The organism is Streptomyces sp. LARHCF249 (assembly GCF_052871255.1).
On sequence record NZ_JBIXJQ010000010.1, the window covers coordinates 287710 to 309406 of the forward strand.

General features: G+C 70.4%; 26 protein-coding genes. 18 read left to right on the forward strand and 8 right to left on the reverse strand.

Translation table 11 applies throughout. The features are described from left to right. Positions 1-103 precede the first annotated feature (103 nt). The 4 genes from ACIPUC_RS27995 to ACIPUC_RS28010 all read right to left on the reverse strand — a co-directional run bounded on the left by ACIPUC_RS27995 (position 104) and on the right by ACIPUC_RS28010 (position 4298). Positions 104-289: a hypothetical protein gene (locus tag ACIPUC_RS27995; RefSeq protein ID WP_362310556.1), complete on the reverse strand. Its 186-nt coding sequence runs from the start codon at positions 287-289 to the stop codon at positions 104-106. A 100-nt stretch (positions 290-389) separates the two neighbouring features. Further along, complete coding sequence (locus tag ACIPUC_RS28000) at positions 390-1400, reverse strand: YdcF family protein (RefSeq protein ID WP_446593006.1); 1011 nt, start codon at positions 1398-1400, stop codon at positions 390-392. Positions 1401-1424: 24 nt separating this feature from the next. Further along, a complete protein-coding gene (locus ACIPUC_RS28005) occupies positions 1425-3002 on the reverse strand; it encodes an N-acyl-D-amino-acid deacylase family protein (protein ID WP_446593007.1) in 1578 nt (525 codons plus the stop codon). Positions 3003-3011: 9 nt separating this feature from the next. Beyond that, positions 3012-4298 (reverse strand): alanine racemase, encoded by a 1287-nt coding sequence (locus ACIPUC_RS28010; protein ID WP_446593009.1) that lies wholly within the window; start codon positions 4296-4298, stop codon positions 3012-3014. A gap of 137 nt (positions 4299-4435) precedes the next feature. Here ACIPUC_RS28010 and ACIPUC_RS28015 point away from each other — a divergent pair, with 137 nt between their 5' ends. Together ACIPUC_RS28015 and ACIPUC_RS28020 are read left to right on the forward strand one after the other, a co-directional pair. After that, positions 4436-5188 (forward strand): IclR family transcriptional regulator, encoded by a 753-nt coding sequence (locus tag ACIPUC_RS28015; protein ID WP_446593010.1) that lies wholly within the window; start codon positions 4436-4438, stop codon positions 5186-5188. Positions 5189-5194: 6 nt separating this feature from the next. Then, positions 5195-5608: a RidA family protein gene (locus tag ACIPUC_RS28020; RefSeq protein ID WP_446593012.1), complete on the forward strand. Its 414-nt coding sequence runs from the start codon at positions 5195-5197 to the stop codon at positions 5606-5608. 56 nt (positions 5609-5664) lie between these two features. On the opposite strand, the gene ACIPUC_RS28025 is transcribed toward ACIPUC_RS28020, so the two are convergent. Both ACIPUC_RS28025 and ACIPUC_RS28030 read right to left on the reverse strand, forming a co-directional pair. Continuing rightward, positions 5665-7002, reverse strand: a complete 1338-nt coding sequence (locus ACIPUC_RS28025) for a M14 family metallopeptidase (RefSeq protein WP_446593014.1) — start codon at positions 7000-7002, stop codon at positions 5665-5667. 126 nt (positions 7003-7128) lie between these two features. Next, positions 7129-8823, reverse strand: a complete 1695-nt coding sequence (locus ACIPUC_RS28030; RefSeq protein ID WP_446593016.1) for a chitinase — start codon at positions 8821-8823, stop codon at positions 7129-7131. A 350-nt stretch (positions 8824-9173) separates the two neighbouring features. Between ACIPUC_RS28030 and ACIPUC_RS28035 the strand changes: the two genes are divergently transcribed. The 13 genes from ACIPUC_RS28035 (at position 9174) to ACIPUC_RS28095 (ending at position 18993) form a co-directional block, all read left to right on the forward strand. Continuing rightward, positions 9174-10124 (forward strand): hypothetical protein, encoded by a 951-nt coding sequence (locus tag ACIPUC_RS28035; protein WP_446593018.1) that lies wholly within the window; start codon positions 9174-9176, stop codon positions 10122-10124. Between the two features lie 48 nt (positions 10125-10172). After that, positions 10173-10874, forward strand: a complete 702-nt coding sequence (gene cpaB / locus ACIPUC_RS28040; protein WP_446593020.1) for a Flp pilus assembly protein CpaB — start codon at positions 10173-10175, stop codon at positions 10872-10874. Between the two features lie 10 nt (positions 10875-10884). Continuing rightward, the gene (locus tag ACIPUC_RS28045) at positions 10885-12144 is read left to right on the forward strand and encodes an AAA family ATPase (protein WP_446593022.1); all 1260 of its coding nucleotides are present in this window, start codon (positions 10885-10887) and stop codon (positions 12142-12144) included. A 3-nt stretch (positions 12145-12147) separates the two neighbouring features. Next, entirely contained in the window at positions 12148-12513 is a 366-nt protein-coding gene (locus tag ACIPUC_RS28050; RefSeq protein WP_446593024.1) for a TadE/TadG family type IV pilus assembly protein, read from the forward strand. A gap of 1 nt (position 12514) precedes the next feature. After that, positions 12515-12883: a TadE/TadG family type IV pilus assembly protein gene (locus ACIPUC_RS28055; RefSeq protein WP_446593026.1), complete on the forward strand. Its 369-nt coding sequence runs from the start codon at positions 12515-12517 to the stop codon at positions 12881-12883. Next, positions 12880-14244, forward strand: a complete 1365-nt coding sequence (locus ACIPUC_RS28060; RefSeq protein ID WP_446593028.1) for a CpaF family protein — start codon at positions 12880-12882, stop codon at positions 14242-14244. The genes ACIPUC_RS28055 and ACIPUC_RS28060 overlap by 4 nt, the downstream gene beginning before the upstream one ends. Beyond that, a complete protein-coding gene (locus tag ACIPUC_RS28065) occupies positions 14241-15179 on the forward strand; it encodes a type II secretion system F family protein (protein ID WP_446593029.1) in 939 nt (312 codons plus the stop codon). The genes ACIPUC_RS28060 and ACIPUC_RS28065 overlap by 4 nt, the downstream gene beginning before the upstream one ends. 19 nt (positions 15180-15198) lie before the next feature. Next, positions 15199-16089, forward strand: a complete 891-nt coding sequence (locus ACIPUC_RS28070) for a DUF5936 domain-containing protein (RefSeq protein ID WP_446593069.1) — start codon at positions 15199-15201, stop codon at positions 16087-16089. A 3-nt stretch (positions 16090-16092) separates the two neighbouring features. Beyond that, a complete protein-coding gene (locus ACIPUC_RS28075; RefSeq protein ID WP_446593031.1) occupies positions 16093-16779 on the forward strand; it encodes a response regulator in 687 nt (228 codons plus the stop codon). A 110-nt stretch (positions 16780-16889) separates the two neighbouring features. Continuing rightward, positions 16890-17090, forward strand: coding sequence for a hypothetical protein (locus ACIPUC_RS28080; RefSeq protein ID WP_446593033.1), 201 nt, complete (start codon positions 16890-16892; stop codon positions 17088-17090). After that, complete coding sequence (locus tag ACIPUC_RS28085; RefSeq protein WP_446593035.1) at positions 17087-17731, forward strand: pilus assembly protein TadG-related protein; 645 nt, start codon at positions 17087-17089, stop codon at positions 17729-17731. Before ACIPUC_RS28080 ends, ACIPUC_RS28085 begins: the two co-directional genes overlap by 4 nt. Positions 17732-17762: 31 nt before the next feature. After that, a complete protein-coding gene (locus ACIPUC_RS28090) occupies positions 17763-18350 on the forward strand; it encodes a hypothetical protein (RefSeq protein ID WP_446593036.1) in 588 nt (195 codons plus the stop codon). Between the two features lie 4 nt (positions 18351-18354). Continuing rightward, entirely contained in the window at positions 18355-18993 is a 639-nt protein-coding gene (locus ACIPUC_RS28095; RefSeq protein ID WP_446593038.1) for an OmpA family protein, read from the forward strand. A 39-nt stretch (positions 18994-19032) separates the two neighbouring features. Here the strand turns inward: ACIPUC_RS28095 and ACIPUC_RS28100 are convergent, their stop codons facing one another. Then, positions 19033-19230 carry a hypothetical protein gene (locus tag ACIPUC_RS28100; protein ID WP_446593039.1) on the reverse strand — a complete coding sequence of 66 codons (198 nt, stop codon included), beginning with the start codon at positions 19228-19230 and terminating at the stop codon, positions 19033-19035. Between the two features lie 10 nt (positions 19231-19240). Then, positions 19241-20092 (reverse strand): helix-turn-helix domain-containing protein, encoded by an 852-nt coding sequence (locus tag ACIPUC_RS28105; protein WP_446593040.1) that lies wholly within the window; start codon positions 20090-20092, stop codon positions 19241-19243. A gap of 261 nt (positions 20093-20353) precedes the next feature. Between ACIPUC_RS28105 and ACIPUC_RS28110 the strand changes: the two genes are divergently transcribed. From ACIPUC_RS28110 to ACIPUC_RS28120, 3 genes are all read left to right on the forward strand, one after another. Next, positions 20354-20875 carry an ATP-binding protein gene (locus tag ACIPUC_RS28110; RefSeq protein WP_446593042.1) on the forward strand — a complete coding sequence of 174 codons (522 nt, stop codon included), beginning with the start codon at positions 20354-20356 and terminating at the stop codon, positions 20873-20875. Positions 20876-21015: 140 nt separating this feature from the next. Further along, positions 21016-21330, forward strand: coding sequence for a hypothetical protein (locus tag ACIPUC_RS28115; protein WP_446593043.1), 315 nt, complete (start codon positions 21016-21018; stop codon positions 21328-21330). A gap of 128 nt (positions 21331-21458) precedes the next feature. Continuing rightward, positions 21459-21697: hypothetical protein (locus ACIPUC_RS28120; RefSeq protein ID WP_446593045.1), on the forward strand; the 239-nt coding region annotated here is incomplete at its 3' end.

Below are 21697 nucleotides of genomic sequence, written 5' to 3' on the forward strand. Positions count from 1 at the left end.
GCACCCCTCGTACGCACCTCCCGTACGCGCGCCGGTACGCAAAAGGACCCCGGCCCGAGGGGCGACCTCGGGCCGGGGTGTCAGCAGCGTGGGGTACGGAGCGCTACGGCAGGTAGCGCTCGATGACCTGCGGGCCTTCCTTTTCGATCAGCTGGCGCGCCTTCTCGATCCGCTCCGGAGTCGGGTCGTGGCCGGTCGCCATCACGAGGTCCTCGGGGTCGTACGGTCGCTCCCCGCCCGTGAAGAGCCGGTCCGACCGCGTGGGCTGCTGGTCCGATTCACTGTCCATCGCGTACCTCCTCCGATGTCCCCCGGTAGTCCTTTGCCCCATCCTCCGGCCGCGGCTCCATGAACGCACGTTGACCCGAACGGAGGAGGCCGCGGCGGGGTCAGGCGGTGATCGTCGCCAGTGCGCCCAGCGCCACCAGCAGGCCGCAGATCCCCAGGTTCACGGCCTTGTGCTCCCAGAACACCGCGACGAACTCGCGGATCGTGGCGCTCGGCCAGAAGTACCGCGCCGTCGGCGAGCCGAGCACCTGTCCGTTCACCCCGGCCTTGCGGGCCATCATCGCTGCGCGGAAGGCGTGGAAGTTGTTGGTGACCACCACGCACCGGTAGTCCGGGTCGTCCGCCAGCATCAGATCGCGGGAGAACCGCATGTTCTCCTCCGTCGTCCGGGACCGGTCCTCCAGCCGGACGTGCTCCGCCGGGACGCCGCCCTGCCCGACCAGCCAGTCCGCCATGGCCCGGGCCTCGGAGACCCGCTCGTCCGAGCCCTTGCCGCCGGAGACCAGGAGCACCGGCGGCCGGCTGCCCCGGGCCAGCTGGGCCTCGTAGATCTCCTGCCCCTTGCGCAGCCGCGAGGCGAGCAGCGGCGGCACCCGGTCGCCGCCGATCAGGCCCGAGCCCAGCATCACCACGTGGTCGACGTCGCCGCGCACCTTGATCCGCCCGTACAGGAAGGCGTACCCGAGGAAGCACAGGAAGACGAAGGAGACGTAGGCGACGACCAGCGTGAGGGTCGCCGCGATGCCGTTCGCGACCGTGGAGCCGTACCGGCCCACGAGGAGCAGCAGCGCGATCATCCCGAAGATCCCGAGCCCCGCGGCCATCGACAGCAGGTTCGGCGGGCGGCTGCCCTCCTTGCGGACCATCGTCAGGCCGTTGGCGATGAGGAAGACGCCGAGCGCCAGGGTGCCGAGCGCGGGGACCGCGAAGACGAGCACGACCACGGGCACGGCCAGCCACTCCGGCAGCGCGGGGACCTGGAGGAGCAGGGCGAACGAGGTGGTGATGAAGGTCAGGCCGAACAGCACCGCGTTGCTGAAGCGGCGGCGGTCCTTTCGGGCGCTTATGCAGAAGGCGAGGAAGAACAGGGCGGCGAGGGCGAAGGCGACCATCCGGTCATCCTAAATATGCAGATGTCACCCGGGCGGGGGTGTGGGGTGCGGTGTGCGGCGTACCGAGCGCCCGGCCAGGACGTCCGTACGGCGCCCGTCCCGCATGACGAAGCGCCCGTCGATGAGCACGTGCGGAATGCCGGCGGGCAGCGCGCGCGGGTTCTCGTACGTGGACCCGGCCGCGACCGTGTCCGGGTCGAAGAGGACCAGGTCGGCCCGGTGGCCGACGCGGACCAGGCCCCGGTCGGGCAGGCGCAGGCGGGCCGCCGGGCGGCCGGACAGGTGCGCGACGCACGCCTCGAGGGAGAGCACGCCGAGCTCGCGGACGTAGTGGCCGAGGTAGTGCGGGAAGGTGCCGTAGGCGCGCGGGTGCGGCTTCGCGCCCTGCAGGATGCCGTCGGAGCCGCCGGTGTGGACGCGGTGGCGCATGATCGCCCGGACGTTCTCCTCGTGGCCCACGTGCTGGAGGACCGACGGCGCGAGCCGGTCGCCGAGCAGCAGCCGCCGGGCGGTGTCCCAGCCGTCGAGTCGCGTGCCGACGTACGCGGCGAGGGCCGGGTCGGTGACGCCCGAGACCTCGATCGTCGACCAGTCGACGGGGACCCCGTGGCAGCCGTCGGCGCCCGTCACCTCCAGCGCGTACCGGATCCGCTCGGCCTCGGCGTCGTCGCGCAGCCGGGCCAGGACCGCCTCCGGGCCGCCCTCGTTCGCCCAACTGGGCAGCAGCGCGACGAGGGTGGTGCAGCCGGGGGTGTACGGGTAGCTGTCGAGGGTGATGTCGCAGCCGTCGGCCAGGGCCGCGTCGAGCAGGGCGAGCAGTTCGGGGGCGCGGCCGCGGTTCTCGCCGAAGTTCATGGTGGCGTGCGCGAGGTGCAGGGCGCAGCCGGCCTCGCGGGTGAGGGCGACCATCTCGGCGTAGGCGGCCAGGGCGCCGTGGCCGTACGAGCGGTGGTGGGGGCAGTAGTAGCCGCCGTAGCGGGCCACCACGCGGCACAGTTCGGTCAGTTCGGCCCCGGAGGCGTACATGCCGGGGGTGTAGGTCAGGCCGGAGGACATGCCGACGGCGCCCTGGGCCAGGCCGTCGGCGACCAGCTGCCGCATCCGGTCCAGCTCGGCCGCGCTTGCCGGGCGGTCGTCCCAGCCGACGGCGTACGCGCGGACCGTGCCCTGGGGGACGAGGTAGGCGGCGTTGACGGCGACGCCCTCGTCCAGCCGGTCGAGGTAGCCGCCGACCGTGCGCCAGTCGAAGTCGATGTCGTCCCCCGGGCCGTTCCAGCCCGCGATGGCGGCCCGTACCCCGCCCAGGGTGCGGTCGTCGGCCGGCGCGTACGACAGGCCGTCCTGGCCGAGGACTTCGAGGGTCACTCCCTGGGCGGCCTTCGCGCTGTGGTCCGGGTCGCGGAGCAGCGCGAGGTCGCTGTGGGCGTGCATGTCGACGAAGCCGGGGGCGAGGACGAGGCCGTGCGCGTCGAGGGTCCGGCGGCCCCCGCCCGGGAGGGGGCCGATCTCGGCGATCCGGCCCTCGTGCACGCCGACGTCCGCGGTGTACGAGGGCCCGCCCGTGCCGTCGACGACGCGGGCCCCGCGGATGACCAGGTCCACGGCCGGGGCCTAGAAGTAGGTGCGGACGTAGTCGCTGACGGTGCCGTCGGACTCCACCACCGGGATCAGCGGCCACTTCTCGAAGATGGTGCAGGGGTGGGCCATGCCGAGGCAGACCCAGTCGCCGACTTCCAGCGCGGTGGCGTCGGCGTCCGTCTCGATCCAGGCGTGCTGGTCGGACAGCTTGGCCACCCGGATGCCGTTCGCGGCGCGCTCGACGCCGTCGCGGGCGCTGCGCACGGTGAGCACGTCGGGCAGGCCCAGGTCGTAGGCGATGTCGCGTTTGCCGGCGTTGACGAAGGCCTGGCCGGGGGTGGGGCGGGAGACGACCTGGGTCCACAGCCGGAAGGCGGGGAGCAGGCCGCCTTCCTCGGGGATGCGGTTGAAGGGGGTCAGGCCGGAGTACCAGCCGTGGTCGTGGGAGACGTACGCGCCGGAGCGCAGCAGCGGCAGGACGGGCAGCGACAGCTCGGGGATCTCGGCGAAGACCTCGGCGACGGCGTCGAACCATTCGCTGCCGCCGGCGCTGACGATGACCTCGTCCAGGCCGGTGCCGGTGAAGTGGCCCCGCTTGTCGAGATCGGCGGCGAGCGCGGTGAGGCGGCGCAGCCAGGCGCGGACGCTGTCGGCGTCGGCTCCGGGCATGGTGGCCTCGTAGCCGGCCACACCGGCCAGGCGCAGGGTGGGGGCCGCGGCGACGGCGTCGGCGACGGCCTGGCATTCGGCGTCGGTACGGATCCCCGTGCGTCCCTCGGCGCCGGCGCCGAGTTCGAGGACGACGTCGACGGTGGCGCCGTGGTCGTGCAGGGCGGCGTCCATGAGCTCGACGCCGCGGACGGAGTCGACGTAGCAGACGAACCGGAAGCCGGGGTCGGCGGCGAGCTCGTCGGCGACCCAGCGCAGGGCGGGCGCGTCCACGAGCTCGTTGGCCAGGAAGATCCGTTGGATGCCGAAGGCCCGGCAGACGCGGGCCTGGTGGGGCATGGCCACGGTGATGCCCCACGCGCCGTGGTCCAGCTGGCGGCGGAAGAGCTGCGGGGCCATGCAGGTCTTGCCGTGCGGGGCGAAGGCGAGGGAGTGGCGGGCGGCGTACGTGCCCAGCGCGGTGAGGTTGTGCTCCAGTGCGTCCGCGTCGAGGGTCAGGACGGGGGTGGTGAACCCGCCGGTGTGCAGGTCCCGGCGCTGCGCGGCGAGCCCGCCGACGGTGAGGCCGGCCGCGGTGGCGTCCGGGGGGAGGCCCTTGAACCGGTGGTCGACCGGTTCGTCGGCGAGGTCCTTGACGGGGTCGCTGGCCATGGGGTGCCCTCCCGGGGGTTGCGCTGTGTGCAACGGTCGTTGCGTATACCGCTGCCTGCTGTCTAACATCCCGCGTGACGGCGGGTCAACGCCGGGCCGGCTGAGCTGCGCACGGCACGACGAGGGAGGCGCACCGTATGAGCCAGTCCGTGGAACGGGCCCTCTCGGTGCTGCCGCTGCTCGCCAGGGGCCCCGCCGGCCTCGGGCAGGTCGCCGACGAGCTCGGCGTGCACAAGAGCACCGCGCTGCGCCTGCTCCGCACGCTGCACGAGCGCGGCTTCGTGTACCGGCAGGCCGACGGCCGCTACCGGCTCGGCGCGCAGTTGTTCGCGCTCGCCGCCGAGGCCGTCGAGAACCTCGACGTACGGGAGATCGCGCATCCCCATCTCGTCGCGCTGAACAAGGCCACCGGGCACACCGTCCACCTCGCCCTGCTCCAGGACGAGGAGGTCGTGTACATCGACAAGGTCGACAGCCGTTACCCGGTCCGCATGTACTCCCGCATCGGCAAGCCCGTCCCCCTCACCGTCGCCGCCGTCGCGAAGCTGCTCCTCGCCGACCTGCCCGAGGGCGAGCGCAGGAGCCTCGCGGAGCGGATCGACTATCCGCGCTACACCGCCCGTTCCACCCCCGACGCCGCCGCCTTCCTCCGCGAGCTGGACCTCGTGCGCGAGCAGGGCTGGGCCGCCGACCTCGGGGGGCACGAGGAGTCCGTCAACTGCCTCGGCGCGCCCGTGTACGGGCCCGACGGGCGGGTCGTCGCCGCGCTGTCCGTGTCCGCGCCGAGTGTGGTCGTCACCGCCGAGGAGCTCATCGAACTGCTGCCGCTCGTGCGGGGCGCCGCCGACGCCGTCAGCCGGGACTATTCAGGATCACAGGAAGAGGACTGAGGACTCGTGAACGAGAAGAAGACCGCCATCACCCCGGGCACCCACACCACCCCGCCCGCGCGGTTCTCGCACGGCGTGCGCAAGGGGAACATCCTCCAGGTCGCCGGGCAGGTCGGCTTCCTCCCGCACGTCGACGGGCAGCCGCCCACCCCCGCCGGGCCGACGCTGCGCGAGCAGACCCTCCAGACGCTGGAGAACGTCCGCTCGGTCCTGGAGGCGGGCGGCGCGGGCTGGGACGACGTGATGATGATCCGCGTCTACCTGACGGACACGGGCCACTTCGCCGAGATGAACGAGATCTACAACGCCTACTTCGAGGAGGAGGGCCTGAAGGAGGCCCCGGCCGCCCGGACCACCGTGTACGTGGGCCTGCCGGCCGGGCTGCTCGTCGAGATCGACGCGCTCGCAGTCCTCGGCTGAACACGGGGAGGGGCGCCCCCCTGGCGGTGGGGCGCCCCGGTGCGTGCGTGCGGTGGTCAGGCGGTGCAGTACTGGGCTTCCTTGCCGATCGAGCGGTACATGCAGTCCGCGTTCTCCAGCAGCTGGAGCACCGCGTCCTTGTTGCGGGCGGTCTCGCGGTCGATCACCTCGTCGGGCGGGTAGAAGCCGCCGCCGCCCGAGCTCGCCGGGTACATCTCGAAGGTGTAGCCGAAGATCTTCTGGTCGCCCCACAGCCAGTCGTCGATCGTGCCGTCCGTGATGTACAGGTCGCTCGACTGCTCCGCGGTGTAGCCGTTGCTCGCCGCCATGCTGGTGCCGACCTTCTTGAAGGCGGCGAGGTCGTCGGCGGTCAGACCCGGCGCGGTGTCGCTGTAGGTGTACCCGAAGGGCCACAGCACCAGTTCGCTGTACGTGTGGAAGTCGATCGCGGCCTTGATCTGCTGCTTGCCGCCGACGACCCGGCTGCGTACGAAGTCCGAGACCGCCTTCACCTCGGGCGCCGACTCGGCGGCCGGGCCGCGGTAGGTCTCGGAGCTCCTGCTGCCGCTGGAGCCGCCGCAGCAGCCCCACTTGTAGTTCCAGTTCCGGTTCTCGTCCGTGCCCACGTACGAGGACCCTGAGTTCGGCTGGCGGTTCTTGCGCCAGGACCGGTAGGAGCCGGTGGCGATGTCGTACTCGCCGCCGTCCGGGTTGAGGTCCGGGATGATCCAGATCTCGCGGCCGTTGACGGCGCTGGTGATCCGGGATTCGGTGCCGTACTTGGAGCCGAACTCCTTGAGCAGGTACAGCGCCATTTCCACGGTCAGGTGCTCGCGGGCGTGCTGGTGGTGGGTGAAGAGCACCTCGGGCTCGGCCTCGTCCGTCGCGACGTTGTCGCTGATCTTGATGGCGATGAGGTCCCGGCCCTGGTACGACTTCCCGATCACCCGCTTGCTCATGATCCCGGGGTACTGGGCGATGCGCTGGTCGATCTCGGCGTTCGCCTCGGCGTAGTTGTGGTACCGGGAGTCCGCCGACGGGAAGTCCATCGGGCTCACCGCGATCCCGGGCTGGGAGCGCTCCGGCGGGCCGGGCAGCGCGGTGAGCTGGTAGCCCAGCGCGCGCAGGTTCTTGGCCTGCATGGTGTCGGCGCTGACCACGACCGTGTGGTCGTCCACCTCGTCTATCGACACGCCCGTACGGAGCAGGGCGGTGCGGTCGGTCGCCGTGGCGGGGCCGTGGATCCGGTACTGGACGATGGCCTCGTCCTGGGTGGCGGTGGACGGGGTGGGCGGTGGGGACGCCGTCGCGCTCATGCCGTAGGCGGGTGCGCCCAGTGCGAGCGCCAGCAGGGCCGCCGTGACGGCGGCCCTTCGGCGGTAGTGGAGCCGCATGCGTTCTCCTGGGTGGGGAGTGTGGGGGTAGCCGTGCGGACGCGCACAGCGTGCTCTTGTGGCATGTGCAGGTCAAGAGCGCGCCGTGTCGGCCGACCCGAAACCGGCCACCCCCACACCTACCGCCTACGGGAGGCTGTGGACCTTGGGACCCACCGCGTTGGACCAGGCACTACCCGCCTTGGCGTCCCAGTTCGTCGACCAGGTCATCGCGCCGCGCAGTCCGGGGTAGGTCTTGGACGGCTTGAAGGAGCCGCAGCCCGTGCCCCGGGTCAGGCAGTCCAGCGCGTTGTTGACGACGGTCGGGGAGACGTAGCCGCTGCCCGCCCCGCTCGGCGAGGCCGGGACACCGATGCCGACCTGGGAGGGGTCCAGGCCGCCCTCCAGCTGGATGCAGGCCAGCGCGGTGAGGAAGTCCACCGAACCCTGGGAGTAGACGTTGCCGTCGCAGCCGTTCATCGAGCCGCTGTTGTAGTACTGCATGTTCACGACGGTGAGGATGTCCTTGATGTTCAGCGCCGTCTTGAAGTAGCCGCCCTGCGTGGACTGCATGTCGATGGTCTGCGGGGCCATGGTGATGACGAGCGAGGGACCCGCCTTCGCCGACAGCGCGCGCAGCGCCTGGGTCATGTAGGTCGGGTTGAGGCCGTTCTCCAGGTCGATGTCGATGCCGGAGAAGCCGTACTCCTGCATCAGCGCGTACGCCGAGTTCGCGAGGTTGGTCGCGGAGGCGGAGTCGTTGACCGAGATGGTGCCCTTCTCACCGCCGATGGAGAGGATGACCGACTTCCCGGCGGCCTTCTTCGCGGCGATGTCCGCCTTGAACTGCGCGACGGTGTAGCCGCCGAGACCGGCCGAGTCGAGGTTGAAGGCGATGGCGCCCGGCGTGGCCGTGGCGTCGGCGAAGGAGACGGCGATGATGTCGTACTGCGCGGAGACGTCGGAGATCTTCTGGACGGTCGCCCCGTTGTTGAAGTTCTGCCAGTAGCCGGTCAGCGCGTGCTTGGGCACGCCCGGGTTCGGGTTCGGTCCCCCGCCGCCGGTCGTGGTGCCGGTGACGGCTGCGGACTTGGGGCCCTCGCCCGCCGCGTTGTACGCGCTCACCTGGAAGGAGTACGAGGTCGAGGCGGTGAGCCCGGTGATCTGGGCACTCGCCGAGGACACCGTCCGGACGCGGACGCCGTCCTGATACACGTAATAGCCGGCGGCCCCGCCGACCGCGTTCCACGAAAGGGTGAGTCCGCTCGAGCTCTGTCCGGAAACAGCGGTCCCGGACGGGGCGCCCGGGATGGACGGGCCGGGGTCGGTGCCGCCCCCGCCGTCCGGGCCGAAGACGCTGAACTCGTCGACGATGTAGGCCGGCTGGCCGTACCAGCCGTGGGTGTAGACGGTGACCTGGGTGGTGCCGGCGCCGGTGGTGAAGGTGGTGGAGAGCTTCTGCCAGCCCGCGCCCGAGCCGGGGGTCCAGGTGGAGACGTCCTGGGTGCCGGTCCCGGTCGCGCCGAGGTAGACGTAACTGCCCTGGACCTGCGTGCTCAGCGTGTACGTCGAGTTCGGCTTGACCGTGACGGTCTGGCTGCAGCGGGCGTTGTCGGATCCGGCCGGCGTGGCCTTGAGGGCGGCGGCTCCCGCGTAGACCGGCGAGGAGACGGAGGCGCCGCTTCCGGCGGAACAGGACCAGTTGGCGAGTCCGGACTCGAAGCCGCCGTTGCGGGCGACGTTGATGTCCGCGGCCTGCGCGGTGCCGGTGGCGAGGGTGGTGAGGCCGCCCGCGGTGAGGAGGGCGGCGGCCGGCAGGGCGAGGGAGCGTATGCGGTTCACGTGGGCTCCGGTGGGGGGAGGAAAGGGGATGAGGAGAGCGGGGGGCACGTGGGGGCGCCCCGGGAAGGCCTGGCGCAGCCAAGTTGGTCCAGACCAATCCCCGTGTCAAGAGTCTTTGCAATGTGGCTGGAAATGCTCCATCGTCCGATCCCGGTTGTCCGGGTTTCCCGCCACCTGTGACATGTGCTGCCGGCACGGGAATTACCAAGCCCCTGCCCTGCCAGCGGTGACGCGGATATGGTGCTGAGGCAAGGGGGAAGTGCGGCGATCGTTTGCGGTCGCGCAGGGTGTGCGTGTGTGTGACGGCTACGCGAACGGCCGTGGCGCACGGGGTGAACGGGGGGATTCGCGTGCCGACCGCCATCGCTGTCACCAGCGCCGACCTGGTCCTTCCCGCCCCCGACCGGCACACGCCCGGGGCAGCCGTACTGTCCCCGCCCGAGCAGCTCGACCTCGACGGCGCGCTCGCGCAGACCAGTGCCCTGCTGGAGCGCCACGGCCATCTCGTGGCCGTCGTACCGCCCTGGCTGCCGAAGGCCACCGTCCAGCGGCTGCACACCGTGCGCGCCATCCTCGAAACCGACCGGATCGCGCTCCTCGGCATCGATCTGCCGCCCCTGGGCACCGCCCTGCTGGTACGTCAGCTCCGCCAGCTCAGCGTCTGCGACTTCAGCCCCGGAGTCATCGCCTCCGCCGCCCGGCTGCTGTCCCACTACATCTACGCGGGCGCCCTGCTGGGCTCGGTCGCCAAACTCGACCGGGTCCCGGTCGGGCTCAAGGCGCACGCCAGGTCCTGGTCGCCGAGCGCGCAGTTCGCCGTACTGGCCCATCCGACGCCGCACCTGGCCAGGCTGGGCAGCTCCGGGGGCTCCGGCGGCTCCGGGGGCTCCGGGGGGTCCAGCCGCTCCGGCCGGCCGGGCGGTTCCGGCGGCGCGCACGGCGGCGGGGCCGTCCTGCCCCCCGGGCCCGAGTTCGCCACCCACCTCACGTTCGCCCGCGGCCAGCTCGCCTCGGACTGGGTCGCAGCCGAACTCGCCCCCGCCTGGCAGGTGCAGGGCGTCATGGAGAACCCGCTGCCCGCCGGGTCGCCCGGCTGGTGGGGCACCCCCAAGCTCGTCGAGTTCGCCGCCGGCATCCCGGACATCTCCGTCCTCTACCAGCTGGTCGCATCGGTCCGCCGGGAGGAATGCCGCTGGTGCGGATTCGAACTCATCGGCGACCGCTGCGGATTCTGCGCCGCACCGCTGAACGCACCACCCCCGCCGGCCGCACCGGCGAGCACCGCCCACTCCAGACCCTGACCGATCCGGCCCGACGAACGAACGAAGAACGGCGAGGTAGTACGGACCATGAACTCACGCCAGCGCCGCGGCGTCATTCTGCTGCTCCTGTCGGTCCTGTGCGCCCTGGGAGCCTTCGCCGGAGTCCTCGTGGTGATCGGCGACGTCAACTCCAAGGTCGGGTCCGAGGTCGTCGCGTACCGGGTCAAGGGCGACATCGCCCCGTACAGCCCGCTCACGGCAGGGCAGTTCGAGGAGGTCACGGTGCCCAAGCGGTGGCTGTCGGAGACCGCCGTCACCGACCTCGGCGCCCTCAAGGACAAGATCGCGCTGACCACCCTGAAGAAGGGCTCGCTGCTCCAGGCGGACATGTTCGTGGACCGGCCCCAGCTCCAGCCCGGCGAGCAGGAGATCGCCATCATGATCGACGCGGCGACGGGCGTGGCCGGCAAGATCACCTCCGGCGCCAAGGTCAACATCATCGCCACCTTCAAGGGCGCCAAGGACACCGACCCCTCCCGGTCGGTGATCATCGTCGCCAACGCCCGGGTGCTGAACGTCGGCAAGCTCACCCCCCTCGAGAAGGACAGCGACCGCAAGGGCCCCGCCGAGGCCGTCCCGATCACCTTCGCCCTGGGCACCAAGGACACCCAGCGCGTCGCGTACGCCGAATCCTTCGCGGAGCACGTGCGCCTGGCCCTGGTGGCCCCCGGCACCGACTCGGCACCGGGCCCGGGCGAGCGCACGTACACCCTCGACGGGGACAAGTGAGGCGGCCCCGATGACCATCCGAATCCTGCCCGCGGCCGGCGACCCGGACGCCGCGCGCGCCCTCGTGACCCTGCTGAGCCAGCTCCCGGACTCCGAGCCCGCCGTCCCGGTCCCGGACTCCACCACCCTGCTGGACACCCTGGGCCGGCTCGCCGCCGAATCGATCGGCGAACTCCCCGAGGTCGTCCTCGTCCACGAGCGCATCGGCCCGGCGCCCGCCCTGGAACTCATCCGGGAGGTGGCCCTGCGCTTCCCGGCCGTCGGCGTCGTCCTGGTCACCTCCGACGCCGGACCGGCCCTGTTCTCCGCGGCGATGGACTCCGGCGCGCGGGGCCTGATCGGCCTTCCGCTCACCTACGAGGAACTCGCGGCCCGGGTCCAGGCCGCCGCCCAGTGGTCCGTCGGCGTACGCCGCCACCTCGGACGGGGCGCGGCCGAGGCCTTCTCGGGGCCCGGCGGCCGGGTGGTCACCGTCAGCGGGGCCAAGGGGGGCGTGGGCACCACCTTCACCGCCGTGCAGTTCGCGCTGGCCGCGGCCGCCTCGGGGCGGCGTACCGCCCTGGTCGACATGGACCTCCAGGCGGGCGACGTGGGCTCGTACCTCGACGTGCAGTTCCGGCGCTCGATCGCCGACCTCGCCGGGATCCAGGACATCTCGCCGCGGGTCCTCCAGGACGCGGTGTACGACGACCGCACGGGCGTGGCGCTGCTGCTGGCCCCGGCGGACGGGGAACGCGGCGAGGAGGTCGACGAACGGGCCGCCCGGCTCGTCATCGGCGCCCTGCGCACCCGCTACGAGCTCGTCGTCATCGACTGCGGAACCCAGGTGACCGGCGCGAACGCCGCCGCGGTGGAAACGGCCGACGTGGCGGTGCTGGTCACCACCCCGGACGTGGTCGCGGTGCGGGCGGCCAAGCGGATGGTCCGGATGTGGGAACGGCTCCAGGTGCGCAAGGCGGAGGACACCGTGATGGTCGTCAACCGCTGGAGCAAGCACACCGAGATACAGCCCGCCCTGATCGAGAAGATCACCAAGACCCGCGCCACCCGCACCCCGGTCCCGGCGGCCTTCAAGGAACTCCAGGCCGTGGTCGACGCGGGCCGGGTCCAGGACCTGGACAACCGCTCCACGGTCAAGCAGGCCCTGTGGGCGCTGGCGGGGGAGCTGGGCCTGCTGTCGGCGCCGGAGGCTCCGGCTCCGGCGGGCGCGGCCCTGGCAGTCCGCGCCCCGGGTCCGGTGGCGCGGCTGCGCCGAGGCCGGGAGGGCTGACGCATGCCGTCGCGCAGACACGGGGACGAGGGCCAGGTGGCGATCGAGTTCGTCGGTACGGTGCCGCTGATCCTGCTGCTCGTGGCGGCGGTGTGGGAGTGCGTCCTGATCGGCTACGCGTTCTCCCTGGCGGGCAACGCGGCGGACGAGGCGGCGCGGGCGGGGGCGGTGACGGGTCACGCCGCCTGCGTTGCGGCAGCAGCGGAGCACGTCTCGGCCGCGTGGGACATGGGACCCCCCCACTGCCGCGAGTCGGGCGACATCTACAAGGCGACGGTCACGCTGAAGATCCCCGTCCTCTTCCCGGGGCTGAACTTCGGCTCGATCGACGGCACGGGCGGTGCGGCGATGGAAAGGGAGGGGAACTGACGTGAGGCGGCGCATGCGCTCCGACCGGGGCCAAGTGGCCATCGAATACATCGGTTTCGTGCCGATCCTGCTGTTCGTCGCGCTGTGCGGGATCCAGCTCGGCTGGGTGGCGTACGTCCACGAGCAGGCCGACACGGCGGCCCGTACGGCGGCCCGGGTGGAGGCCCGGCACCCCGGCCGGGGAGAGGCCGCCGGAAGGGCCGCCATCCGCGAAGGGCTCAATGCGACGGTGTCCGTGCCGGCCGGCGGCGACGCGGTGACCGCGACGGTCACGATCAAGATCAATGCCATCGTGCCCGGGCTGGAGATATCGGACGCCGTGGCCACGGCCGTCATGCCCAACGACGACCCGAAGGGGCCCCGACCATGAGCCTGCGTTCCCGGGTCAACACCCCCGACGACCGCCACAGCCCGCGGGAGGACGGCCGCCTGGTCTCCTCGTACCGCGCCAAGCTGCTGGAGGAGATCGACCTCGCCGAGATGTCCGCGCTCGCGCCCGCCGAGCGCCGGGCGCGCCTGGAGCGCGTACTCGGCCACATCATCAGCCGCGAAGGACCCGTCCTCTCCACGGTCGAGCGCGCGCAGCTGATCCGCCGGGTCGTCGACGAAGCCCTCGGCCTCGGCGTGCTCGAGCCGCTCCTCGAGGACCCGTCGATCTCCGAGATCATGGTCAACGGCCCTGACCAGATCTTCGTGGAGCGCGCGGGCCGCGTCGAGCAACTGCCCCTCCGCTTCGCCTCGCACGAGCAGCTGATGCAGACCATCGAGCGCATCGTCTCCACGGTCAACCGCCGCGTGGACGAGGCCAATCCGATGGTCGACGCCCGGCTGCCCAGCGGCGAGCGGGTCAACGTCATCATCCCGCCGCTGTCCCTGACCGGGGCCACCCTCACCATCCGCCGCTTCCCGCGGGCCTTCACCCTGCACGAGATGATCGCGCTCGGCTCGCTCGAGGAGCAGATGCTCCTGCTGCTGTCGGGGCTGGTCGCGGCGAAGATGAACGTGATCGTCTCGGGCGCCACCGGTACCGGCAAGACGACCCTCCTCAACGCCCTCTCCGGCCTGATCCCGGAGGGCGAGCGCATCATCACCATCGAGGACTCAGCCGAGCTCCAGCTCCAGCAGGCGCACGTCATCCGCCTCGAATCCCGCCCCGCGAACGTCGAGGGCAAGGGGCAGATCACCATCCGCGACCTCGTACGCAACTCCCTGCGCATGCGCCCCGACCGCATCATCGTCGGCGAGGTCCGCGGCGGCGAGACCCTCGACATGCTCCAGGCCATGTCCACCGGCCACGACGGCTCCCTGGCCACCGTGCACGCAAACAGCTCCGCCGACGCCCTGATGCGCCTGCAGACCCTCGCCTCCATGTCGGAGGTCGAGATCCCCTTCGAGGCGCTCCAGGACCAGATCAACAGCGCGGTCAACGTCATCGTGCAGCTCACCCGCTTCGGCGACGGCTCGCGCCGCATCACGGAGATCTCCGTCCTCGAATCGCACGGCCGCGAGCCCTTCCGGATCACGACGGTGTGCCGCTTCGCGGCCCAGCCCATGGGGGCGGACTCCCGCGTCCACGGCTACTTCGCGTACTACCCGCTGCCCCGATCGATCGCGGAACGCCTCTACATGTACAACCAGCCGATCCCGCAGGCCTTCGGCGTCGCCCAGCCGGACGACGACCCCCTCACCGGCCCCCTCACCACCCCCCGCATCACCCGGACCGCCCTGTGAACCCACTCGTCCTCCTCACCCTCGGCGCCACGCTCCTGGCCTGCCTGCTCGTGGTCCTCGGCGTACACGCCTACGCGGCGGGCCGCGCCCAGCGCGCCGCGCTCATCGAACGGCTCTCGGCGACCGGGGCACCGGCGCCCGCGGGCTGGCGGCGCCGGTTCGCCGGCATCGACCGGCGGCTGCGGAAGACCACGCTGGGCCGCCGCATCGAGGTCAAGCTCGCGGTGACCGGCCTCGACCTGACGGTGGGGGAGTTCTTCGTCTACATGTGCGCCGCGGTCGTCGGCACATGGCTCGTCGCCGCGTCCTTCCTGGCACCGTTCTTCGGACCGGTGGCCGGCCTGATCGCCCTGTGGGCGGCGAACGCGTTCCTCAACTGGCAGCGCACGCGCCGCACCGAGCGGTTCATCAACCAGCTCCCCGACCTGGCCCGCATCCTCGCCAACGCAACCCAGGCCGGGCTGGCCCTGCGTACGGCCATCGGCATAGCGGCGGAGGAGCTGGAGGCCCCGGCGGGCGAGGAACTCGCGCGCGTCGCCAACCGCCTCGCCGTCGGCCACTCCATCGAGGAGTCCCTGGGCGAACTGACCGAACGGCTCCCGTCGCGGGAACTGGTCGTCCTGGTCTCCACCCTCGTCCTCTCCGCCCGCGCGGGCGGCACGATCGTGGAGAGCCTGCGCAACCTCACGGTGACCCTGGAGCAGCGCAAGGAGACGCGCCGGGAGATCCGCACGCAGCTGTCCCAGGTGACGGTGACGGCGTACCTGGTCCCGGCCATCGGCCTGGGCTCGCTCCTGCTCGTGGACATGATGATGCCGGGCGCGCTGGACCGCATGACGGGTGCCTTCATCGGCCAGACGGCGGTTCTGATCGCCCTGGGCCTCTTCTCCCTGGGCTTCATCCTCATCCGCCGCCTGTCCAAGATCGACGTGTGAGGGGGCTGCTGCCGTCGTGATCGCTCTTCTCCTGGCCGTGGCCGTGGCGTTGTCCGTCCTCGGTGTCTTCCACGGGATCCGGCTCTACCGGGCCGACGTCAAACTGCCGACCGACCTCGCGCTGGCCCTGGAGGTCGGCGCCACGCGTACGACGGCCGTCGGCTCGCTGGTGGACCGGATGGGCATCCGCTGGGCCCCGGCGGTCCTGCGGCTGATGGGACCGGTCCAGGTGGCCCGCAAGCGCCGCCAGATCGACATGGCGGGCAACCCGGCCGGCCTGACGATCGACCGCTACGCGGCGCGCCGCGCGGTGTACGGCGCCCTCGGCGCCCTGGGCGCCTTCTCGATGCTGATCAACGGACAGCTCGTACCGGCCCTCCTGATGGTTGCCTTCGGCCTGTTCTGGATCGAGGTCGGGCTGTGGTCGGCGATCCGGGTCCGCCGCGACCACATCGAGCGGACCCTGCCGGACTTCCTGGACGTGCTCGCGGTCGTGGTGAGTGCCGGGCTCGGCTTCCGGCAGGCGCTGGAGCGGGTGGCGCACAAGTACGAGGGCCCGTGGGCGGACGAGATCCGGATCACCCTGCAGCAGATGGACATGGGCGTCAGCCGCCGCCAGGCCTTCGACGAGCTGCGGCGGCGCAACGACAGCGAACAGGTCGCGCAGTTCGTGACGGCCCTGCAGCAGGGAGAGGAACTGGGCTCGCCGATCGTGGACACCCTGATCGCGATCGCCGACGACATGCGCCGTACGGACGCCCAGAACGCGCGGAGGCGCGCGGCCCGGGCCGTCCCGAAGGCCACGTTCGCCGTCACCATGTTCATGCTGCCGGGCACCCTCATCCTGCTGGTCTGCGGTTTCGTCTACGGCGCGAACGTCGACTTCGGCGCGCTGTTCGGAGGTGGCTGAGCCGTGGCGCGACTGAGCGTGCTCATCGCCGACGACAACCCGGTCATCAGGGCGGGCCTGGCGGCCATCCTGTGCGGGGCCGAGGACATCGAGGTCATAGCGCAGGCGGCGGACGGCCGCGAGGCCCTCAGCCTGACCCGCCGGCACGCCCCGGACGTGGTCCTGCTGGACGTCCGGATGCCGGGGGTGGACGGCATCTCGGCCCTTCCGCACCTCGTCCAACTGGCCCCGGTCCTGATGCTGACGTACAGCCGGGAATCGGAAATCGTCCGCGAGACCCTGCTGCTGGGCGCAGGCGGCTACCTGGTCCACGGCGAGTTCACCGCCGACGACCTGCTCCGAGCGGTCCGCGACGCCCCCGAGGGCCGCCCCCACTTCACCCCGACGGCGGCGAGCGCCCTCCTCACCGAACTCCGGTCCTCTTCGCAACAGCAACGAACTGTGGCACCCTCTTCTGAGCGGATGCACAACTCTGTTGTCTTCGGGCTGAGTTCGCGGGAGGTGGAGATCATGGATCTGATCGCGTCCGGGATGAACAACCAGCAGATCGCCGCCGCCTGCTTCATCAGCGAGAAGACGGTCAAGAACCACATCAACCGCATCTTCGCGAAGCTCCACAGCACCACGCGCAGCGAGGCCATAGCCCGCTGGCTGGGAACCGCCCGTCCAGGAGTGACCGGTCATGGGTAGACGGAGTGCGCAATGGGTCCGTATTTGGGCCCCGGGACCCTTGGTTACGACTGGTGACTCGCCGTACCGTCCGCAAACCAGCAGTGGCACCGGCCCGGGAGGGAACCCTCATGTTGCAGAACACCCTGGCGAGGATGCGCAAGCGGTACGCGGGCACGGGCGCGAGGGATCGCGGCCAGACGGCGTTCGAGTACCTGGGGATCATCCTGGTGGTCGTCGTCATCATCGGGGCGATCGTGGGTACGGGCATCGGGCAGAACATCACGACCAAGATCAAGGACCAGATCACGGGTATCACCGCGGGCAAGTGACCGTACGTAGGCTCGGTGATCGAGGGCAGGCTTTCCCCATTTACATCGTGGTGGTGGCGGGTCTGCTCTTCGCCGCGCTCGCCTTTTTCGTGGTCGGGATGGCCGGCGCTACGCGTAGCAACGCGCAGGGTGCTGCCGATGCTGCGGCACTCGCAGCCGCGCGTGAAGCCAGGGACAAAGTATTCGTAGGCATCGATCTGGGTGAGCTCAAACCAAGCGATTGGGAGGCGATTCTCGGCGTCGAACGCTTCAACGCGACGGGCGCCTGCGGTGCGGCCGAGCGTTTTGCAGCCCTGAACGATGCCGAGGCGAAGTGCGAGGAGGCTCTACCGCGCTTCACCGTGAACGTGAAAACCGCAGACGCGGTCGGGGACTCGGTAGTCCCTGGGAGCGGTGAGACCCACGGGTTCGCTAAGGCGACAGCAGTGATCGAGTCGCGCTGCTCGCTGGGTGCTGTCGTGACCCCTTCTCCTTCCCCTTCCTCCACACCAAGTCCGACTGCCAGCCCAAGTGGGCTGCCGACTCCCGGTTTCGTCAACTTCGTGTGCAAGGGTGCGGCGCCCATCAAACTTGATCCCTTGAACCCCGGCCCGTTGTCCCAGCTGGCGAGGAACCTCTTCAGCGTGCGACTGGTCGACTGACAGCGAATATCAGAGTAAGGAAGCGGCGTAGATGAGCATGCGGCACTTGGTGAAGGTTCGCGGGGGAGCGGCCGTAGTGGTTGCGGTGGCCTTGACCCTCACGCTGGCCGGATGCGTTGGCGGCGATGACAAGAAGCCGACGGAGCCTCAGAAGTCTTCTACGCCCCAGGCCGGCGGAACTGCCTCCGCGCCTGCGCCCAGTGGCAGCCAGGCTGCCGAGCCCACCCAGGTGCTGGCGACGGTAAACGGGGAGAGTGGCATCGCCTTGGTGATCAACGCCGTGGCTCGTGATGCCGGCGGCTTCCTCACAGTCAGCGGACAGATCAAGAACTCCGGTGACAAAGACTTCAACGGTACTGCGGCCTGGCGGGGCAACGAATTGACCGCCGGAGGCGAATCAGTAGCCGGAGCAACCTTGGTGGACCGTGCTGGGAAGAAGAGGTACTACGTCTTGCGCGACACGGAAGGCCGATGCCTGTGCACCACGGGAATCTCCCTTGTAAAGGCAGGCGGCACCATCCCCTTCTTCGCGCAGTTTCCGGCTCCACCCGCCAACACGACTGACGTCGACTTCACGCTTCCCACCTTTGCCACGGCGACCATCAAGATCTCCGGGTGACCCCATGACAAAAAGCCACCGCACCACCGCCGCAACGGCCGTCGTCGGTCTCGTCATCGCCGGGGCCCACTTCGTCGGCGCGACCTCCGCCCACGCCGACGACGTCAAACCCTCGGTGCCCCCCGGCGCAGAGCCATCGGCCTCCGCTCCCGTACCCATCGACTCCAGCTCGCCCGGCCTGAAGATCCCCCAGGGCGGTACCCTGGCTCCCGCCAAGGTGCTCGACATCGCCGAGGTCGTCGAAGACCTCGGCGGCGAGCAGCGGCGTCAGGAGACGAATCAAACCGTCATGATGGCGCTGCAGTCCGAGGTCCTGTTCCCCGAGGACAGCGCCGTCTTCAACGCACAGGCCGCCGCCCGCATACAAGCCATCGCCGCCGAGATCAACAGCCAGAAGGCGACCCGCGTCCGCGTCTTCGGTTTCACCGACGACCAGGGCAGCTACGAACACGGCAAGGAACTCTCCAAGCAGCGCGCGGACGCCGTGCAGGCCGAGCTGGCCAAGACCGTCACCAACCCGAGCGTCGTCTTCGACGTACGCGGGTACAGCGAGGACTACCCCATCGCCGACAACGGCACCGAAGAGGGCCGCAAGAAGAACCGCCGCGTCGAGATCACTTTCCCCCGCACCGCGGGCGGCTGACGCGCGTGCCCGGCCACGGCCTCCCTGCCGGTCGCTGTCTCAGTCGGCCAGCAGGTGGTCGGCCTTGCCCGCCTTGATGTCCCGGATCAGTTGACGGAGGGCGTCCGCCGAGTCGGTGAGGTACGTGTCCTCCCGGCCGGCGATGGCGATGTAGCTGTTCCCGCCGCCGTCCACCCCTATTCGGTAGCAGGCGCTGCCTTCGGCGCAGTACGGCTCTTCCCACGTGATGTCCGGCATGGCTGCTCCCTCAGATTTCCTGTGCGATGGAGTGGATGAGGTCCCGGGTGTCCTGCGGAGACAGGGTGATCTTCTCCATCCAGTCCAGGTGTGCGCGGTACTTGGCCAACTGGGGCTCAGCGTTCAGGTATTCGGGTCCGTGCGTGCTGTCGACCTGAACGGTGTCCAGTTGGGGTACGGGCCCTTCGGCGTAGGTCAAGGTCTGTCCCGAGCCCGGGAAGGCGCCCGCGCTGAACGGGATGGCGAGGATGGTGATGTTGTCCTGCTCGGATTTGTGCAGCAGGTGCTCCAATTGCGCCTTCGCCACCTGCGCACCACCGAACTGCATCCGCAGAGCCGCTTCATGCACGATGCCGGTGTACCGGACAGGTGTGGGGCCCTCGAGTACCTGCTGACGTTCGATGCGGAATTCCAGCCGCATCGCGAGCTCATGCTCCGGCAACTGCGGAACGGCGACGCCGAAAATGGCCAGGGCGTGATCGAACGTCTGGAGCAGTCCGGGGATGTGGACCGTGAGTGCTGTGCGCAGATGGGGTGAGTGCGCCTCCAGTTCGGCGATGTCGAGCAGCCCGGCAGGCAGGGATCCGCGGTAACGGTCCCACCATCCACGCCGGCTGGGCTCGGCCATCGCCGACAGGGCCTCGATGTAGGCCTCGTCGGTGCAGTCGCAGTTCCACGCCAAGGTGCGCAGCCGGTCGATGCTGATGCCGCGGTAGCCCTGCTCCATCTGCGAGAGGCGGGACCGGTCAACTCCAAGCAGCACAGCCGCAGTTTCTGCGGAGACGTCTGCGGAGAGCCGGATCCGCTTCAGCTCTGCTCCCAGGCGGCGCTGCCGCTCCGTTGGAGACGTTCTGACCCCCATGCGTCCTCCTCCCTCAGGCTGTGCGTCGCAGTCTGCCGCGCCGAGCCCCCCGATGGCCATCGAGCCCACGCTTTCTCGACGCGGTGTAAAAATGTGCACCATCTCGCTACAGTTGGTGATGCACCGCTTACGCAGCGGAGTTGAAGTGCATCGCCGCAGCATGCCTCGGGCCTCGGCGACGAGCCACGCTCCCGGTCCCCGCGTCAGCCATCCGTGCGCGTCGAACTCGCCGTAGTCACCTCCGACCTCAGGGAGTCCGCGATGTCCGCCCAGCCCGGCCAGTCCAGCCATCCCAGCAACCCCTTCACCGCCTGCCCCGCATCCCCGCCCGAGCCCGCCGGGAGCGAGCCGCCGGCGCTCGACACCCTCACGTGCAGCCTGACCGTCCCCGGAGCCCCGTACAGCGCCCAGATCGCGCGGGCCGCCGTACGGTCCGTCCTGCACGCGTACCGGCTCGACCCGCTCGCGCCCGCCGCCCTGCAAGTCACCGGGGAACTGGTCGCGGCGGCCTGGCGCTTGGACCCCGGCCGGAGCCTGTACCTGTCCGTCCGCTATCGCGACGACTCACTCCGCCTGACCGTCTACGACGGCCACGCGCCCCACGCCCACCCCCGCCTGGCCGCCCACTGCGAGGCCCGCCGGCGGGCAGCCCTGCGGCTCATGGGCGCAGTGGTCCGCGACTGCGGCGGAGCCTGGGGCTTCGGCGACTCCCGCGAGCCCGGCGGGGGGACCCGGACCTGGGCGAGCCTGCTCCGCTCCGGTGCCGCCGGCTACCTCGGCTGAAGGGTCGGGGTCGGCACCTGGCGGTTTGTCATAGGTGCGTTACAACCGGCGCGTTGCTGGTTGCAGGAGCGACGTAAGTTGATAGAAGTAGACATACTTATGATCGTTCTGATGTGCGGGGGAGTGGGATGAAGTTCGACATGGGGACGCAGGTTCTGTCGAACCTGATGTCGGGGTCGCGGACCTCGAATACGGATCTGGGTTCGCTGATCAAGCAGCTGGTGGCTGCGGACGACTCACTCCGCCTGACCGTCTACGACGGCCACGCGCCCCACGCCCACCCCCGCCTGGCCGCCCACTGCGAGGCCCGCCGGCGGGCAGCCCTGCGGCTCATGGGCGCAGTGGTCCGCGACTGCGGCGGAGCCTGGGGCTTCGGCGACTCCCGCGAGCCCGGCGGGGGGACCCGGACCTGGGCGAGCCTGCTCCGCTCCGGTGCCGCCGGCTACCTCGGCTGAAGGGTCGGGGTCGGCACCTGGCGGTTTGTCATAGGTGCGTTACAACCGGCGCGTTGCTGGTTGCAGGAGCGACGTAAGTTGATAGAAGTAGACATACTTATGATCGTTCTGATGTGCGGGGGAGTGGGATGAAGTTCGACATGGGGACGCAGGTTCTGTCGAACCTGATGTCGGGGTCGCGGACCTCGAATACGGATCTGGGTTCGCTGATCAAGCAGCTGGTGGCTGCGGCGCAGCCGTTGGAGGGCAAGTTCCAGGGGCAGGGCAAGGTGGCGTTCGACTCGTTCAAGCTGCGTGCGGACGGGATCGCGAAGGAGCTGAACGCTTCGCTGGCGGCCATTTTGGGTGGTCAGTCGGGGATGGAGCA